This window comes from Pseudomonas sp. GW821-FHT10C09, from assembly GCF_059415465.1.
Genome location: NZ_JBWKNG010000008.1, coordinates 203,704 through 220,350, shown reverse-complemented (window position 1 = coordinate 220,350; position 16,647 = coordinate 203,704). Strand labels below are relative to the sequence as shown.

General features: G+C 56.1%; 14 protein-coding genes and 2 pseudogenes. 8 read left to right on the top strand and 8 right to left on the bottom strand.

Going from position 1 to position 16,647, the window contains the following annotated elements; translation table 11 throughout:
* Positions 1 to 204 precede the first annotated feature (204 nt).
* The 7 genes and pseudogenes from AC07N8_RS10645 (at position 205) to AC07N8_RS10615 (ending at position 4,456) form a co-directional block, all read left to right on the top strand.
* Positions 205 to 591 carry a hypothetical protein gene (locus tag AC07N8_RS10645; RefSeq protein WP_493143445.1) on the top strand — a complete coding sequence of 129 codons (387 nt, stop codon included), beginning with the start codon at positions 205 to 207 and terminating at the stop codon, positions 589 to 591.
* A 346-nt stretch (positions 592 to 937) separates the two neighbouring features.
* Positions 938 to 1,231 carry a DUF6896 domain-containing protein gene (locus AC07N8_RS10640; protein WP_493143490.1) on the top strand — a complete coding sequence of 98 codons (294 nt, stop codon included), beginning with the start codon at positions 938 to 940 and terminating at the stop codon, positions 1,229 to 1,231.
* Between the two features lie 648 nt (positions 1,232 to 1,879).
* Complete coding sequence (locus tag AC07N8_RS10635) at positions 1,880 to 2,212, top strand: hypothetical protein (protein WP_493143443.1); 333 nt, start codon at positions 1,880 to 1,882, stop codon at positions 2,210 to 2,212.
* Positions 2,213 to 2,367: 155 nt separating this feature from the next.
* A complete protein-coding gene (locus tag AC07N8_RS10630) occupies positions 2,368 to 2,799 on the top strand; it encodes a hypothetical protein (protein ID WP_483839929.1) in 432 nt (143 codons plus the stop codon).
* A gap of 196 nt (positions 2,800 to 2,995) precedes the next feature.
* Positions 2,996 to 3,310, top strand: coding sequence for a hypothetical protein (locus tag AC07N8_RS10625; protein ID WP_483839930.1), 315 nt, complete (start codon positions 2,996 to 2,998; stop codon positions 3,308 to 3,310).
* A 654-nt stretch (positions 3,311 to 3,964) separates the two neighbouring features.
* Positions 3,965 to 4,213 (top strand): annotated as a pseudogene (locus tag AC07N8_RS10620) (DUF6124 family protein); the annotation flags it as partial.
* A 17-nt stretch (positions 4,214 to 4,230) separates the two neighbouring features.
* Positions 4,231 to 4,456: pseudogene (locus AC07N8_RS10615) on the top strand (hypothetical protein).
* Between the two features lie 320 nt (positions 4,457 to 4,776).
* Here AC07N8_RS10615 and AC07N8_RS10610 read toward each other — a convergent pair.
* The 5 genes from AC07N8_RS10610 to AC07N8_RS10590 form a co-directional block, all read right to left on the bottom strand.
* Entirely contained in the window at positions 4,777 to 5,364 is a 588-nt protein-coding gene (locus AC07N8_RS10610; RefSeq protein ID WP_483839931.1) for a hypothetical protein, read from the bottom strand.
* 210 nt (positions 5,365 to 5,574) lie between these two features.
* Entirely contained in the window at positions 5,575 to 5,817 is a 243-nt protein-coding gene (locus tag AC07N8_RS10605; RefSeq protein ID WP_483839932.1) for a hypothetical protein, read from the bottom strand.
* Between the two features lie 62 nt (positions 5,818 to 5,879).
* The gene (locus AC07N8_RS10600; protein WP_493143440.1) at positions 5,880 to 6,944 is read right to left on the bottom strand and encodes a lipocalin-like domain-containing protein; all 1,065 of its coding nucleotides are present in this window, start codon (positions 6,942 to 6,944) and stop codon (positions 5,880 to 5,882) included.
* The gene (locus AC07N8_RS10595) at positions 6,934 to 9,405 is read right to left on the bottom strand and encodes an ABC transporter permease (RefSeq protein ID WP_493143438.1); all 2,472 of its coding nucleotides are present in this window, start codon (positions 9,403 to 9,405) and stop codon (positions 6,934 to 6,936) included. The genes AC07N8_RS10600 and AC07N8_RS10595 overlap by 11 nt, the downstream gene beginning before the upstream one ends.
* Before the next feature lies 1 nt (position 9,406).
* Positions 9,407 to 10,075, bottom strand: a complete 669-nt coding sequence (locus AC07N8_RS10590) for an ABC transporter ATP-binding protein (RefSeq protein WP_483839935.1) — start codon at positions 10,073 to 10,075, stop codon at positions 9,407 to 9,409.
* Positions 10,076 to 10,212: 137 nt separating this feature from the next.
* Between AC07N8_RS10590 and AC07N8_RS10585 the strand changes: the two genes are divergently transcribed.
* The gene (locus AC07N8_RS10585) at positions 10,213 to 12,186 is read left to right on the top strand and encodes an alkyl/aryl-sulfatase (RefSeq protein WP_483839936.1); all 1,974 of its coding nucleotides are present in this window, start codon (positions 10,213 to 10,215) and stop codon (positions 12,184 to 12,186) included.
* A 104-nt stretch (positions 12,187 to 12,290) separates the two neighbouring features.
* Here AC07N8_RS10585 and AC07N8_RS10580 read toward each other — a convergent pair whose 3' ends face one another.
* The 3 genes from AC07N8_RS10580 to AC07N8_RS10570 all read right to left on the bottom strand — a co-directional run bounded on the left by AC07N8_RS10580 (position 12,291) and on the right by AC07N8_RS10570 (position 16,644).
* Positions 12,291 to 13,676 carry a DUF1254 domain-containing protein gene (locus AC07N8_RS10580; protein WP_493143436.1) on the bottom strand — a complete coding sequence of 462 codons (1,386 nt, stop codon included), beginning with the start codon at positions 13,674 to 13,676 and terminating at the stop codon, positions 12,291 to 12,293.
* The gene (locus AC07N8_RS10575; protein WP_493143434.1) at positions 13,673 to 15,019 is read right to left on the bottom strand and encodes a DUF1254 domain-containing protein; all 1,347 of its coding nucleotides are present in this window, start codon (positions 15,017 to 15,019) and stop codon (positions 13,673 to 13,675) included. The genes AC07N8_RS10580 and AC07N8_RS10575 overlap by 4 nt, the downstream gene beginning before the upstream one ends.
* Positions 15,020 to 15,306: 287 nt before the next feature.
* Positions 15,307 to 16,644, bottom strand: coding sequence for a DUF1329 domain-containing protein (locus AC07N8_RS10570; protein ID WP_483839939.1), 1,338 nt, complete (start codon positions 16,642 to 16,644; stop codon positions 15,307 to 15,309).
* Between the last annotated feature and the right edge of the window lie 3 nt (positions 16,645 to 16,647).

The following is a 16,647-nucleotide window of genomic DNA, read 5'->3' as shown; positions in this document are numbered from 1 at the left end:
TCATAATCACAGACTGTTATTCAGCAGAAAAAAACGAAAAGAGTGGACGGCTTTATCTTCACGATAGAAAATAAATCCGCCCCCTTTTCAAATAGCAAACCCAATAAGCATCACTACCATAAAGAAACATGGACACTCGACTTACTAAATAATATTATGACTTTCGACAAAACTGTTGTTTGCGCTCCACTGGGGACTAAATAGATGAAGGTGGCGATACTCCACATCATTGAGCCCGCGACATCCGGAACAGTCGTAGAGTTTTCCACAACTTACGGAGTTGGCAGATCGCTCTTTTCTAGTGCAGAAATACAAGAAAACCAAGCATATGATGTAGAAATTGACATCGATGATGATTTCATTTGGAGTGAAAACATCACCCTATCAAGTGATTGTGCGCCATCAATTCACTTCAACTCCGGAAGTCTACACATAACGGCCGAATTAATATCTAACGAAGAAGATGGTTGTGGCGCACTGAAGCTAGGTGACGCCATCATACTAATCTCATTAAATAAAACGAATCAGTCTCTGCCTGTATTTGTAGACATTCTCGCTCAATCAAGCTCCTTGCACCCAACCAACATTTAAAAAATAAATCAGAAAAAAAATAAACAAAGGGGACGGATTGATTTTCAACGAAAGAAAATAAATCCGTCCCCTTTTCACTTATTACATAGTAGATGGACACCATCGAGCGGCAGCTGCACGGCAAAAGACTTAAAAGCTTACGGAAACAAAAACTACGCAACCCTTGATGACGTGTTAGATTCTGCAAAAAATGTTGGCAATGACAGACTGGAGCGTCCTAGAAGATGAAAAACAAAGAGCTTGAGTCATTAATTTTCGATTTTTTAACCGCTGTAGAGGACTCGCTAGTTTTACTCGAAAGGCAATTCGGCTCGAGATCTCTCCTAGCGTTATGGCGTGAAAAAAAATCGAACAACGCGGAGAATTAAGCCCCGGTATAAGCTACCAACTTCATGGCAAAGGTTGCATGATCGAATACCCAGAATTCTGTATAGATTTTGACTACGGCCCTAACGAAAGAACAGATGGGTTTGACGCATGGCGGCTGTACAATTACGCATGTGAATTCCCAGATAAACACCAAAAATACACAGACCTAAAACTAGTTGAAACAGAACTTAGCCAATACGCACAGATGAAAAAAATCAAAAAAATTAGCAACTCCAATTCAGATCTATATTTTTTCGAGCATAACCAATAGCCCCCTACAACTAGAAAATAAAGGGGACACTCGATTAATTAATAACGCAATAAATGTTGATAACTCTGTTGTTCGCGCCCCACTAGGAGCTAAATAGATGAAGGCAACGATACAGCACAACATAGAACCTATGGCGCTCGGCACCTTCGCGGAGCTCTCTTCAACTTACGGGACTGGAAGGTAATTTTTTCAAGTCCCACTTTTTAGGAAAATCAGACATATGATGTAGAGATGGAGATTGATGATGACTTCATTTGGAACACAAACATCAGCCCGCCCACCGATTGCATACCGTAATTATATTTTGACTCTGGAAAGCTATGCAAAACGGCCAAACTCATATTTAGCGATGAAGATGGAGACAGCGAATTAAAACTGGGCGACTCCATAATATTTATTTCAATAGACGAAATTGATCTACCCCACCCTTTATTTGTCAACCTTACCGCACAAAAACCACTCTTCACCCTACAAATATTTAAAAAAGTGGACGGATTATTTTCACGAAAAAAAATAAATCCGTCCCCTTTTCGCTATGGGATTTACAGGGCATTGTACCTAGCAACAAAAAAATACCCAATGGAAAACAGGCAGGCAGAACACAGAGCGAATACAATGAAGTAACGCATTTTAATAAAGGGCCATGAAATGAAAACTATCTCCGTCCCGTTGAGCTACGAAGCAATGGAACGCTTAGATCTAGATGAGTGCTTGCTTGGTGACCTTGAGGAACTTCAATTACCAGAAGAGCACTACGCAAAATTATTGCAATCTGGAGTAATTGAAAAAATAAACTCATCACTAGGAAAACTTATAGATGAAAACGAAGACGAAAGCATTCAAGGCAACATCGAACTAACCACATCTCTAAATATTTTAACAAACGCTTACGAACACACTGAATTTGAGATATTAGAAAAAATTATAACCCTGAACAAACTAGCATTAAAAAGCAAGACCGGGCTGTTTTTTTACTTCTAAGTCAAACAAAATAGAGGGGACGGATTTATTTTTAGCGAACGAAAATAAATCCGTCCCCTTTTCAATTTCACGCAAAAAAATAAATCCGTCCCCTTTTCATTTATTACGCTAGATAAAGATGGAACCATTACTCTCCTACTACCGGGAACGGCACCATGAATTTCAGATCTGCAAGCTTGGCCATCAACCCGAGCGAAATTGGCTATAGAAGTCTTGGCTTTGGAGAGAACCCTGGGCTTGAAACAACGGAATATGAATTAACCATAAGCCTTAAAGAGCTAACAGAAGATTTTTTAAAAAGTGCGAACTCCTTCATTCACCAATGCAAAATCGATGATACCCAACAAGGATACGCGGACAATGAAAACCTAAAAGAAGCCAACTACGCAAGCTTCAAGCAGCTTATTGAACACGAACCGAACCTCGCCGCCAACCTTATTAACGATTATCTATATTTCGACTTACTGGACTCATTATTTCCAAATTCTAAAAACCTAAAATTAGTAGTCAACAGCATAAAAAATGTTGTTATACAGGAAGAGCAAATTATTATTGAAGGCGAGACATTTCCTTTCAAAAAACCGTGAACAAACTCATCAAACCCAAAGAATTGTAAAGAAGATAGGGGGAGATTTATTTTCAACGAAAGAAAAATAAACCCGTCCCCTTTTTTCGGGAGAGTCCGGGGGCACGGACTTGAAGATGCTCATGGAGAGCACCCACATATCAATATAAAAAGAGACGACGGCACAAAAGTTGTTATCAACATCACCGGAGAGTGACATGAATACGGATGAAAAAATAATCAGCTGGATAGAGGCCGGAAAACAGGTGGGATGCAGAGGAAAGCGAGATGCTCAAAATGACGTTCTTTGGCTTTCGACTGCAATACAAAAATACGAAGAAAAATACAAAACATACGTAAGCGAAATTTTTGATTCAAAAATTGCAATGGAAGAGTATTTAAACGAGGAAACCAGAGTTTTTTCGACTTGCAAAGAAGCTCTAGATTACCTGCGACTGGAGTCTAAACTTGAGGTTAGCGAGCTAGCTCCATGCAAAGGCCAGACGATCTTCAATCCAAAATTTTCGTACTGAAGAAAACAATTAACAATAACGACGGCCCGTTCTGTACCGAGTCGCTTTGCTATTAACTTGACCACTTGAACACGCCACAAAAACTCGCCAAGTGAAAAAGGGGACTGAACAAGGGGACGCCCATCAACTGGTATCAACCCCCTTTTTTTCAGCGTATCGACAACGGCCCGGTCGCTCCTTGTTTCTGCGTTATGACGACCGCCGCATCTAAGACAAACAAAGGGGACAGATTTATTTTTACGAAGGAAAATAAATCTGTCTCCTTTTCGCTTTTCGATCAATGTACGACAGTATGAAAGCACTAAAACGGGCAAACCCCAGTATAAAAGACTTCTTCTACTCCAAAGAGTAATTATGAAATTCTGGAACGATATTGACGGCATCACTTTTTTAACCAGGTTTTCACGACACCCATAGCGATCGGCACCATTGACCTTTTCGCTTTAAATATTGATAACAGCAGACCAACGATAATAATGGTGTTTGATATATAGGAACTCCCTGACGCACCTCCAGCAAAATGGAAAAAGACCAACTTCAATACGTGTCGAATTGGATTAAATTGTGGCGACATCAAAAACGTTTTCAACACAAAGGCACAAAGGGGACGGATTTATTTTCAACGAAAGAAAATAAATCCGTCCCCTTTCCATCATCAGCCACGTCTTCACCATCCTCCCCAACATCGATACCGAAACCCTGCTAAGCCACGCCTGCGAAACCCTCGCCTCCCTCAACGTCCTGACCACCGACCTGGCCTGCAAACTCGAAGGTTCACACCGCAGCCTCGCGCTATCAATCCAGCAACTGGCGATAGTGGGTGAATTGTTGGTAAACCGTGCGCTGGACAATCTCGACCCTCCTGGCGATGCCTCCGAAACCCCACACAGCACCCAATCTTGAGAGAAGGAGGCCCAACCATGGCTCGATACATGCCCATGACCGGCATCGATTGCCTGATCCCACACGGCGGCCTACCGAATCCGCAGCGTGACTCAATTGGTGGAAACTCTGTCCTTGGGTGATTCGCTCAACGGTGACAACGCGCTACTTCAGGACTTCGCCCGCGTAATTGCAATTCCTCTGCGCGACGGCTGCGACTTGCTGGACGTTATTGGCAGACCCTTACAAAAACAAACCCCATAAAAAAAACGGGCGATCATACGATCGCCCGTTTTTATATATTCATTGTCATCAATTGAAAAAGAAGGTGTCCGCCCAGTGCTATGGCCTCGGCATTCCATGCACTGGTAAAGAGCCGTGACACTGGGCGAACGGGGGCATTTTAATAGAAGTTTTCGGATATGTCCGCTAAGCGAACATGAAATTTGTAAACACAATGTTTAACAAAATGTCGGTTGCAATACTATTTAAACCGCCACCAAAACTCACCACCTAGAACAATAAAACTGATTGTTCCTGTACAAAAAACTTATACAAGAACAATCATTTTATAGAGTCAATACTCAGCTTTTAGGGGCGTGAGTATGCACTTGCAGGATGTCTGTGTAGGTGACGACAACGGTTTGACCGACTTTCAGGTCTTTGAGTTTGGCTTGAACTTCCGGCCTTACGATGTCAACCGTTTTGGATTTACCCTTCGGACCTTCGAAGGTCACCTGGTTTTTCTTCAGGTCGATGTGGGTGATTTTCAGCTGAACTTCAACCTGGCGGTAAGCTTCACCAGCCGGTTTGGCGGCACCTGGCGCTGCGCGAACGTCGCCCGTGCGTTCGGCGGAACCTGGCAGGGCCTTCGAGACGTCGGTATCGAGGTAGGCCGCTTCGGCGTGAACGACTTTGATATCGACTTGATCGCCGGCTTTCAGGTTGCCAAGGTTTTTCGCCTTGTCGGTCAGTTGGACAGAAACTTCTTTACCGTCAGGCCCTTTGAGCACGACTTGATGGTTTGCGGCGTCGACCGAGACGACGGTGGCGGTGGTCTGATCCTCTAACACGACGCCAGCCAGCGGGATATCGGCAGCCATGGCGCCGAGGCTGACAGCGGACAGCAGGGTAGCGAGGGAGATGGCTTTGGTCAGTGCGTGGAGTTTCATAGGCGATACATTCCTTGGTAATAAAGGGCAGCAGACCGCTCTGGCTCAGGCGTCAGCGCGATGTGTGCAAATGAGCATAGACGGTCTTCAGAGAGTTTTTGCAGTTTCTTGCCCAGTGGGCTCGTTGTTGTCAGTGCTTTTTCCACTTTCCTTGCGCCAAGTCAGCAAGGTGTCGCGCAAGGCATCACTTTCTCGTACGTCAGGGCCGCCTCAGGCTTCAGGATCATCGACTTCCTGGGCGACGTTCACGGCCGGTGAATCTTTGTGCGACTGCTCGGCCCTGGCCTTCAAGTCTTGCCACTGCTGGAGGTCGATGGCGCCCTGCCCCAGCAAGTCGTCAGCCACGCGCAGCAGTTCGGTGTAATGGGCGTCGGGGGATTGCTGCCAGTAAGCCTTGTCGTCGAACAGTCGTTGCCATGACGCAAGGTCTGGCGGTTTGAGGTCGTCGCTCATGGCGGGCTCCAGTGAACGGGTTTGTTAACGTAGGAGGACGTCGATCTGCCGAGAGTTCCGACTCAATAACCGGTCATTTCCAGATAGCCCTGCCCCGCATGGCTGCCGCTCAGTTGCACTGGCCCTTCCCAATACGGAATGCGCAAATCCATCCACGCGTTGGGGTTGAGGGCGTTGAGAGTGATGTCGAGGTGCTTGCCGGGGATTTTGATCGACCAGCGCACCGGCATCTTTCGGCCAGCAACCTTGGCGGTGTCTTGCGGTGTAAGGCGGATGTCGTCGGCGTGCAGTGGTTGAGTCTGCCCCTCGGCGTCGATCCATGTACCCGTGAGGTAAGGCTCGCCGTCCTTGTTGCGCATGCGGTAGAGCATCACCTGTTCGCCACTGTCCAGGTGCAGGGAAAACCAGTCCCAACCGGTCTGGTTGGCAGTCAGTGGCTGGCTGCTCCATTCACGGTCGAGCCAGGCCGGGCCGCTGACTTGATAGGTTTTGCCGTCGATGTCCAGCGAGCCGCTGGCCTGGAAAAACGGCTGGCTGTAGTAGTACGACGCCTGGCCCTGTTCGGATTTCTGGCTGAAACCTTTATCGCCCTGAAGCACCAGCGGCCGAGTGGACGTCAGTCGAAGCTGGTAACCGAACGCCTTGTCCCGCGCACTGAGTTGAACATCCGCTAACGGATCAGCACCCTGACTGCTGAATCGCCAGTCATCGATCCACGCATTGAACGGTGCCACACTCACGCCGGCCTGACCGACGCCGCCACGGGCGTAGCGTTCGGCCGCGTGATGCTCCGTCGCCGAGGTCACGGCCGCATGCCCCAGCCAGATCGTCTGATTAGCCCAGCCAGCCGCCTCGGGCGCGGCTTTCAAGGCGCTGCGAAACAGCGTCCATTGCACGCCGAATTCGCGGCCCTGCGCGTCCTTGAGGTTGGCGGTGACGTACCACCACTCGATGCGAAAACCGTCATGCGGCCCGTGATCCGCCGGGAAGCTGAAGTCTCGTCCCGGCACCACCGGAGTAAACGTTGCCGCCTCGCCGCCGAGACCGGCGAAGCCTTTGTCGACAGGTGCGGAGTTGTCGCAGCCGCTCAATAAAACCAATAAAAATAGCCCGACCTTAATCCTCATGAGCAAACGTCCTCAGCAGGTCCGCCGGTTGCGTGCGATACAGCGAATACAACGGCCACGCCGACGCCAATAACGTCGCGAACAACGCCAGCCCCATCAACTGCAACAGTTGCACCGGAAACACCCGCAGCGGCAGACGCCAGCCGAATGCCTGGACGTTGATCACCGCATCCAGGCACCACGCCAGCGCGATCCCCAGCGGCAGCGCCAGCACTAGCGTCAACACCGCCAGCAGCCAGGTTTGCCCGAGGTTGAGCAGCATCAATTGCCGGCGCGTCACGCCCAGCGCCCACAGCGGCGCCAACTGCCCGAGGCGGCTTTGGCTTTGGGTCAGCAGGCTGATGAACAACGCCACGCCCGCCACACACAGGGTCAGGCTGTTGAGCGCGGCCGTGGCGGCGAAGGTGCGTTCAAACACTTGCGTCGACCAGCCCTTGAGGCGCGCCTGATCGACAATGCGGTTGTCATCCAATGCGAAACGCGCCTGCAACTCGCTGACAAACGCCGGGATCGATGCGGGCTCAATGCGCAGATTAAAACGGTTGGGCGCCTGCTGTGGCCAGCCGTGCAGCAGATGGTTGACGTTGACCAACAAGTGGCCCTTGGGGTTGCCGTAATCGGCGTAGATCCCGACGATACGCGGCGACCACGGGCCGCTCGGCGTGGGAATCGTCAGGTGATCACCGAGGCGCACCTTCAGGCGTCTGGCCAGTTGCTCGCTGAGCATCAACGCGTCGTCCTTGGCCAGTCGGTCCCACGGGTTGTCGCCCAACGCCTCCAGCAGCGGCCAGTGCTGACGATAGGTCGGGTGATCGATCACGCCAAAAATGTCCGCCGGCCAGCCCTGCAACTGAATCGACACCTGCCAGCTGGGCAGTACCGCCGAGAGTTGTGGTTGCTGTTTGAGCCAGATGTTCAGCTCACGGGACTGAGCCGGGGTTTGCGGATTGACGTAGAGCTCGGCGGTCAGCCGTTGTTCGAGCCAGTTGCTGAACGTCTCGCGGAAACCCGCGGTCATGCTGCCTGCGCCGATGTTTGCCGCCAATGCCAATAGCAGCGCCATCAAGGCCAGGCTCAGGGCCGGCAGTTGCTGACGGCAATCGGCGATAAACCATTGGCCGAGCACCGAACGACTGCGCTGCAAGACAAGGTTGAGCACGGCGTTGAGCAAGACGGGCAGCGCCAGTGCGGCGCCGAGCAACAGCGCCGCCATCAGCACAAATCCGCTGGCCAGGCTGTCGCCCCAGATCAAGGCGCCGAGCGCAATCACCGCTGCCGTCGCCGCCACCCAACCCTGGCGTCGCAACCAGCGCGCGTGGGCCTGATGCCAGGCTTGTGGATCGGCCAATGCCAGCAATGGCAAACGTGCCGCCCGCAGCAGGCTGTTGGCGCCGGCCAGCAATGCACCGAGCAAACTCAGGCCGACACCGCTGAGCCACCACCACGGGCTGAGGCTCAACTGCCCCGCCACTTCCGCGCCATACAAGCCGCGCAGGCTGGCGGCGACGTCCGGCAGCAGCACGCTGGCCAACAGGTAGCCGCTGACCACGCCGGCGAGGCCGCCTATCAGCGCCAGACCACCGAGTTCAAACGTCAGGCAGGTGATGAGCATGCGCGCGCTGACGCCACAGGCGCGCAGGGTTCTGAGCAGTCCTCGGCGTTGTTCCAGTGCCAGGCCGATGGCCGCGTGGACGATGAACAGGCCGACCACGAAGGACAGAAACCCCAAGGCGTCGAGGTTCAGGTGAAAGCTCTCGGTCAGGCGCGCGAGGTTGTTCTCCTCACCGCTGGTCTTGAGCTGGAGTTGATCCTTGAGCGTGTCGGGTAACGGAGCGCTGAAATCCTTCGGCAACAGCAAGCGTGACAGTTGATCCGGCAGACCGAGAATCTGCTGGGCGAAGCCGATGTCCACCAGCAACAAACCGGGGGCCATGTCCGTTTGAGCGTGCAGCGGTGGCAGCGGCTCACCGTTCGAACTCAGCGGACGCTCACCTTCCTGCAACCCCAGCGCTTGCATCGTTTGCGGCGAGATCCAGGTACTGCCCGGCGCACTGAAAAACTCGACAATCTGCTCAATCGGCAACGCCTGCCCCGCCACCGATGAGCCGGCCGGTAGCGACACCGGTTCAATGCCCATCAGTTGCAAACGCTGCTCTTCATGGCCTTTGAGCGTCACCCGGCCTTGCAGCACCGGCGACACCGGCCAACCGGCACGCCGCAAGTCGACAAACAACGCCTGAGAAAACGTCCCGCCACCGGGCGCGCTGAGGCTGGCTTGCGGTTCGCCGCCGATCAACTGACTGGCCCGCGCGTAACTTTCCCGCGCCTGGCTGTTCAGCGCCTGCACGCCCGTGAGCAAACTGGTGGCGAGCCACAGCCCGGTCAGCACGCTGAAAAACTGCACCGGGTGCTGCCGCCAATGGCTCAGCAGCGCCCGCAACGTCTCGCGAAAAACCCGCACCTCAGCGCTCGTCCGCGCCAGCCAGGCGACCACCGTGCAACACCACTTTTTCCGCCAGCCGCGCCGCCACCCGTGGGCTGTGCGTGACCATCAATAACGTGGTGGACGTGTCGTCGAGCAATTCCAGGAGCAACTTCAACACCTCGTCGCTGGTGGCTTCATCGAGGCTGCCGGTGGGTTCGTCGGCCAGCAGCAATTTCGGTTGGGACGCCAATGCGCGGCCCAGTGCGACTCGTTGCTGTTGGCCGCCGGACAGTTGCTCCGGATAGCGGCGCAGCACATCGCCCAGCCCCAAACGTTGCACCAGATGCGCCTGCCAGCGCGGGTCATGGCGCCCCGCCAGCCGCGCCTGAAACGCCAGGTTATCCTCGACCCGCAAACTGCCGATCAGGTTGAACTGCTGGAACACCAGGCCGATTTCGGTGCGCCGCCAATGGGCCAGTTGCCCTTCGTTCATCTGCTCCAGCCGATGCTCGCCGCTGCGGATACTGCCCCGGTCGACCTTGTCCAGCCCGGCAATCAGGTGCAGCAAGGTGCTTTTGCCGCTGCCCGACTCGCCCATCAGCGCCAGGCTGCTGCCGGGTTTCAGGGTCAGGTCGACGCCTTGCAGCACCGGCAGCGGGCCTTGCGGGGTGGCGTAGCTTTTGAAGACGCCTTGGACCTGAAGCATGGGCAATTCCGTGAAGAAACGTGAGGCAAGGATAGCGGCCCTGCATGGTTTTTGTCCGTTGACGATTGTCGCCCGCCCCGGCCGCGGCCCTACCCTCGGAGGCTGGTCTAACCATAACGATAAAAAACGGAGACGCCATGCCTCGTTTCACCTTGAGCCCTCGTGGCCTGCTTGCTTGCCTGATCACCGCATGCCTGACGCAACCGGTTTACGCCGTCGATGAGTCGGCGGATGCCAGTGCGATCACCACCACCCTCAATGCCGCCGTGCTGCAACACCTGCCCTTCAGTGACCGCACCGATTTCGAATCGGTCAGCAAAGGCTTGATCGCGCCGTTCAAAGGTCAGGTCAAAGACGCTTCCGGCAAGGTCATCTGGGACATAGCGGCGTACGACTTCCTCGCCAAGGATCAGTCGCCCGCCTCGGTCAACCCGAGCCTGTGGCGCCTGGCGCAGCTCAATGCCCATGCCGGACTGTTCGAAGTCAGCCCGAAGATTTATCAGGTGCGCGGGCTGGATCTGGCCAACATGACCATCATTGAAGGTGACGACGGGCTGATCATCATCGACCCGCTGACCACCGCTGAAACCGCTAAAGCGGCGCTGGACCTGTACTACCAGAACCGTGCGCACAAACCGGTCGTGGCGGTGATTTACAGCCACACCCACGTCGATCATTTCGGCGGCGTGCGCGGGGTGATCGACGAGACCGACGTCAAGGCCGGCAAGGTCAAGGTGTACGCGCCCGCCGGGTTCATGGAACACGTCATGAGCGAGAACGTGTTCGCGGGCACCGCCATGAGCCGCCGCGCGCAATTCCAGTTCGGCAGCCTGCTGCCACGCGGTGAAAAAGGTCAACTGGACGCAGGCCTGGGCAAGAGTTCACCGAGTGGCGGCACTGTCACCTTGATTGCGCCGACCGACCTGATCGACAAGGAACTCGAGACCCGCACCATCGCCGGCATCGAGGTCGAGTTCCAGCTCACGCCGGGCACCGAAGCGCCAGCGGAAATGAACCTCTACCTGCCGCAACTGCGCGCGTTGTGCATGGCCGAAAACGCCACGCAAATGATGCACAACCTCCTCACCCCGCGTGGCGCGCAAGTCCGTGATGCCAAGGCCTGGTCGGAGTATCTGGACAACAGCCTGGCGCGTTACGGCGACAAGAGCGATGTGCTGTTCGCGCAACACAACTGGCCGACCTGGGGTGGCGAGCGGATTCGCACGTTCCTGGCGGATCAGCGTGACATGTACGCCTTCCTCAACGACCGCACCTTGCACTTGATGAACCAGGGCCTGACGTCAGTGGAAATCGCCGACGCCATCAAGACGTTGCCGGGGGCGCTGGATCAGAAGTGGTACACCCGTGGCTACTACGGTTCCTTGAGTTTCAACGTGCGGGCGGTGTATCAGCGTTACCTGGGTTTCTATGACGGTAACCCGGCCAACCTCAATCCGCTGCCACCGGTGGAAACCGCCAAACGCACGGTCGAAGCGATGGGTGGCGCCGCCGCAGTGCTGGAAAAAATGCGCACGGCGATGGCCAAGGGTGACTATCGCTGGGCGGCGCAACTGGGCAATCAGTTGGTGTTTGCCGAACCTGACAACGTACCGGGTCGCAACGCCCAGGCCGAGGTTCTAGAGCAGTTGGGCTACCAGAGCGAGAACGCGACCTGGCGCAACATGTACCTGACGGGGGCAATGGAGCTGCGCAACGGCGTGCCGCAACATGCCGGCAGTTCAGCGTCGGTAGACATGATGCGGGCGATGACGCCGGACATGTTCTTCGACTACCTGGCGATTCGTCTCGACAGCGAAAAAGCCGTGGGCCATGACCTGACGTTGAACTGGACCTTTGAAGACCAGAACAAGGACTTCAACCTGACCCTGCGCAATGGCGTGCTGACTCATCGTACCGGGCTGAACCCGGCGGCGGATGCCAGTGTGAGTTTGAGCAAGGCGACGCTGGAGCAGATCAGCCTCAAGCAACTGGATTTCCCGACCGCGATTCAGAAAGGGTTGATCAAGTTGCAGGGCAACGGGAAGAAGCTTGGGGAGCTGTTGGGCAGCGTGGACAGCTTCAGTCCGCAGTTCAATATCGTGACGCCTTAAGACCGCGGCGCGCCCTTCGCGAGCAAGCCCGCTCCCACACTGGATCTGTGTCGTTCACAAATCCCCTGTGGGAGCGAGCCTGCTCGCGAAGGCGTCAGTCCGGACTACACGGAAACCACTTCGACCGCAGGCATCCGCCACCGCTGCTCAATCACCTCCCGTCCCGGCCCATACAACCGCAGCACCAGCGTAAACGCCCCGCTCGCCGGCGTCGGCAACCAATTGCTCGGCTCTTGCGGCGCCGAAGCCTGCATCACCAGCGTCACCCCGCCGTCCGCATCCACCTGCAACTGATCGCGGCTGCTCAAGCAATATCGATCAATGGGGTTCGCGACCAACTGTCGGTCCGGCAGGTCATACAGCGTCAACGACCAAAACTCACTGGCGGGCGGCAGTTGCCCCGGCGCAAAACGCAGGCGATAACGCCGCCCGCCCTGCAATGGCTGCCCCTGATTGTCCTGGCGACTGCCGGTGTAGAACGCCTCTTCGACGCTGTTGCCGTAGATGCCGACGTTCGCGGCGACCGCCCGATTCAGGTAATTGCCATGCAGCGCTTCGCGGGTGCCAAACAGGCCCAGCGTGGTGCGCACCTGGCTCACCGCCGTTTGCAGCTGCGCCTGAGCATCGGCAATGCCGGCGATCAAGGCCTGACGGGTTTCCACCGGCAACGCAGCGACATCGAACGCCTGGCCCGGCACGATGCCGATACGGGCGAAACGTGCGCGCAAGGCCTGCTCGGCGGGCTGGGTCGGGCACAGCGTGAGGATTTGATTCAGCACGGCAATGAATGACGGCCCCAATCCGCTCTTGCTGTCCCACGCAGGCCAATCAATCGCGGGCGGCGCGACCGGGGCCGGACTGGCGGTGTATTCATGCAATGGGCGCAAACGGTATTGCTGCTGCAACTCACGAACCGCCGGCAGGTCATCGGCGTTTTTTAATCCGGTGCGCCCGAGCACCATGACGATTTCGGTCTCGCTGCGCAGCACGGCTTTGATGCCCGTGGGCGTCGGCCCCTGCCAATCCGGCCTGGCGATCAGGTAATCCCCCGCCTCACGCCCGGTGCTGAGCACGCCGACGTAAGCGAAATTGTGCGTGTACTGGTCCACCAACTGGTGCACGTAATAACGGTCGTCATCGACCGCCGGCACACTCAACACTTGCGGTTCGCTGCGCAGGTCGAGCCAGGCCCAGGAGTACGGCGTGTCGTTGTTAGGCGTGACGATTTCGCGGTTCTTCGGGGTATACAGCTCGCTGTAGTGACGGAAGCGATTGAAGCCGCCGACGTATTCCGGTGCAGCAGGATTGAGCAGCTGTTTTTCCAGAGTCTGGTAATGCATGAGCATCGGGTAAGCGTAGATCCACGCTTCCTGTGCGATGGCTCGAAGGTCATCGGATTCTGCGGCCAACAACCAGCGTGGAAACATCAGACTGCCTCCCAGAACACTCATGCTGCCGAGCACTCGACGACGGCTGACGATCAGGTTCATGGTTCAACCCTCGCAATGGTCGGCAACTGATAACTGCCGTCCAGCGCGCCTGACTTGGGCAAATACAGGCGCAACAACAGATTGAACGGGCCTTGTGGTGTCGGCAGCCAGTTGCCTTGTTGTTGCGTAGGCGCGGTGGATTGCAAGGTCAGGGTCAAGCCGCCATCAACGTCGTAATGCAGATCGGGGCTACGGTCGCCGAGGGCGTAACGCTGGATCGGGTTGGCCGCGAGCAATTGGGTTTTGCCGTCGTACAGGGTCAATGACCAGAAGGCATTCACCGGCGGTAACTGTCCGGCGGGAAAATGCAGGCGATAGGCTTTGGTGCCGTCCAGCGTCTGGCCCTGGGCATCGTGCAACGCCATCGGGTACACCGCTTCCACCGGGTCGTTGGCGTAAATGTAGCGCCAGGCGACCGCCGCACGGGTCAGGTCATCGTCGCCGAATTTGCCGACATTGGTCGGGGAGCGAAACCAGCCTTGCTGTTCCACCGAGACATGGTTCGACGCTGTACGGACCTGTTCGCGGCCAGCCTCGGCGCCTTGGGCAATCGCTTCGCTGAAATCCGCTGGCGGCTCGAACGTGGCACCGGGTTTCACCCCGATGGCGGCGAATCGTTGCAGTTTTGCGCGTTCAGTCGGCGTCCACTCGTGCAGCGACGCCAGGCTGTTGAACGTGCTGAACAGGGATTGGGCCGGGCCTTGTTTGGTGTCTTGATAAGTGGGCAACTGCAGTGGAGGCAACGCGTCAGGTGCTGCGCGTGCGATCACTTTGGACAAGGGTTGCAGCGCATAGCCCATCAACACTTTCGCGGCGTCTTGCTGATCGGCTTCACCTTTGACTTCGGTGCGGCCGAGCAGGAATACCAGGCGACTCGGCGAGCGGATCACGCCACTGAAATCCTTTGGCACTTCACCTTGCCAATCCGGCCCGGCGATCAAGTAGCGCCCCGCTTTGCTACCAGTGGCACGAGTGCCGATGTAGTCGAGGTTGTCGGTGCGCATGTCGACCAGTTGGAAGCTGTAGTAGCGCCCTTCTACCTCCGGCACGTCCAGCACCATGGGTTCGCCGCGCAGGTCGAGCAAGGCGCGGGAATAGAAGGTGTCGTTGTTCGGCGACACCACTTTGTTGTCCTGCGGGCCGAGCAATCGCGGCTCGCTGTAGAGCCGGTTGAAGGGCAGTTTGGCAGCAATGGCAGTGAGCACTTTGTCGTGCTCGACGGTGGCGTAGGCGAAGACGTAAGCCTCTTGCGCCAGCGCCTTGGCCTGAGGGGAATCGAGAGTGGCAGCATGAACGGTGCCCAGGCTGACGCCCAGGGCCAGAGCGGATATCCAGTAGCGCACGGCAGATCTCCTGGTAGGTACTAAAAACAACACCGCCCCTTGTAGGAGTGAGCTTGCTCGCGATGAGGGAGTGTCAGTCGGTAAATGTGTTGACTGATACACCGCCTTCGCGAGCAGGCTCGCTCCCACATTTGGACTTGCGGTGATGCTCGGTTTGAGGTCACACCGCATGACCTGTGGGAGCGAGCCTGCTCGCGATGAGGGAGTGTCAGCCGGTGCATGTGTTGACTGGCACACCGCCTTCGCGAGCAGGCTCGCTCCCACATTGGATGTGCGGGGGCGCCTGGTTACTTGGCCCAGCGCCGCAGGTCCGACGGGGTGTAGTCGTCGGTCTTGGCTGCGAACCCGACCCGCATCGGTTCGGTCTCTTCGTTGGCCAGGCCACCGGCGTAGTAGCGGCCGGAAATCAGGTCGTACGAGGTTTCCAGCACGTTGTAGGTGAAGCCATGGTCGTACTGCTGAATCGCGTGCAGTTCGCCGCTGCGCCACAGTTCGCCACGGCTGTCGTACTGGTCAGACTGCGCGATCTGCCAGCTGTCCTCGTCCACATAGAACCGGCGTTTGGCGTAGATGTGCCGTGCGCTTGGCTTGAGCGTGGCCTCCACCACCCACACCCGGTGTTTCTCGTAGCGCGCCAGATCCTGGTTGACGTGGTTGGGCTTGATCACTTCGTCGTACTTGAGGCTGTGGCTGCCGATTTTGTAGCTGTTGTACGGGATGAACAGTTCCTGTTTGCCGATCAGCTTCCAGTCAAAACGATCCGGCGCACCGTTGTAGCCGTCGATGTTGTCGGCGGTGATCAGGCCGTTGCTGTAACGGGCGCTGTTGTCGTAGGCGATCATCGGCGCGCGACGCACCCGGCGTTGGCCCGGCAGGTATTGCCACGCTGAACGCGGCTCGGCCACCTGGTCGATCGGCTCGTGCACCAGCACCGCTTCGCCGGACAAACGCGCCGGTTCCAGCACGCGGCTCTTGAACATGAACAGAATGTTGGCGCCCGCCTCCAACCCACCCACGGTATCGGCAAAGTTGATCAGCGACTGGTTGCGCACATAACTGGTAGCGCCGTTTTCACGCACCAGCGCTGAACTGCTGATACGTTCGTAACTGCCGCCGCGATAGCGGGTCATGTGGTTCCACATCACCTCCAGGCCTTCGGTGGGCAGCGGAAACGGAATGCCGCGCGCGTAGTCGTGCAAGCCGTTGCCGCCATCGGCCATGCTGGTTTTAGCGACGTTGTCGCGGCTCTGCGCGAGGATGTCCTTGGGCAGGTTGGCGCTGCGGTGCGTCGGGTAGATGTTCATCTTGTAGCTGTCGGGAAAGCGCTTGAACAACGCAATCTGACCGGGACTGAGAAACTTCTGATACTGCGCGACGTTCTTCGAATCGATGGTGAACAACGGTTTTTCGGCCGCATACGGATCGCTGTAGCCGCCCTTGCTGTCGACGCTGCCGGCATTACTCGCCAGGCCACCGGACCAGGCCGGAATGCTGCCGTCGGCGTTGGCCGCCATTTCCGAACCCATGGGGGTCAGGTTTTTGCCCAGAGCGGCGGAATCAGTGCCTTTGGCCTGGGCCAGGCCGACGGTGCAGGCCAGCGCCAGCACGCACAATTGCATACGCATAAC

What these genes read in the sequence shown, in the direction of transcription:
- AC07N8_RS10570 (WP_483839939.1), bottom strand. Translation starts at nt 16,644, where the DNA reads ATGCGTATGCAATTGTGCGTGCTGGCGCTGGCCTGCACCGTCGGCCTG.
- AC07N8_RS10635 (WP_493143443.1), top strand. Translation starts at nt 1,880, where the DNA reads ATGAAAACTATCTCCGTCCCGTTGAGCTACGAAGCAATGGAACGCTTA.
- AC07N8_RS10605 (WP_483839932.1), bottom strand. Translation starts at nt 5,817, where the DNA reads ATGAGCGACGACCTCAAACCGCCAGACCTTGCGTCATGGCAACGACTG.
- AC07N8_RS10625 (WP_483839930.1), top strand. Translation starts at nt 2,996, where the DNA reads ATGAATACGGATGAAAAAATAATCAGCTGGATAGAGGCCGGAAAACAG.
- AC07N8_RS10645 (WP_493143445.1), top strand. Translation starts at nt 205, where the DNA reads ATGAAGGTGGCGATACTCCACATCATTGAGCCCGCGACATCCGGAACA.
- AC07N8_RS10585 (WP_483839936.1), top strand. Translation starts at nt 10,213, where the DNA reads ATGCCTCGTTTCACCTTGAGCCCTCGTGGCCTGCTTGCTTGCCTGATC.
- AC07N8_RS10600 (WP_493143440.1), bottom strand. Translation starts at nt 6,944, where the DNA reads ATGAGGATTAAGGTCGGGCTATTTTTATTGGTTTTATTGAGCGGCTGC.
- AC07N8_RS10610 (WP_483839931.1), bottom strand. Translation starts at nt 5,364, where the DNA reads ATGAAACTCCACGCACTGACCAAAGCCATCTCCCTCGCTACCCTGCTG.
- AC07N8_RS10590 (WP_483839935.1), bottom strand. Translation starts at nt 10,075, where the DNA reads ATGCTTCAGGTCCAAGGCGTCTTCAAAAGCTACGCCACCCCGCAAGGC.
- AC07N8_RS10630 (WP_483839929.1), top strand. Translation starts at nt 2,368, where the DNA reads ATGAATTTCAGATCTGCAAGCTTGGCCATCAACCCGAGCGAAATTGGC.
- AC07N8_RS10580 (WP_493143436.1), bottom strand. Translation starts at nt 13,676, where the DNA reads ATGAACCTGATCGTCAGCCGTCGTCGAGTGCTCGGCAGCATGAGTGTT.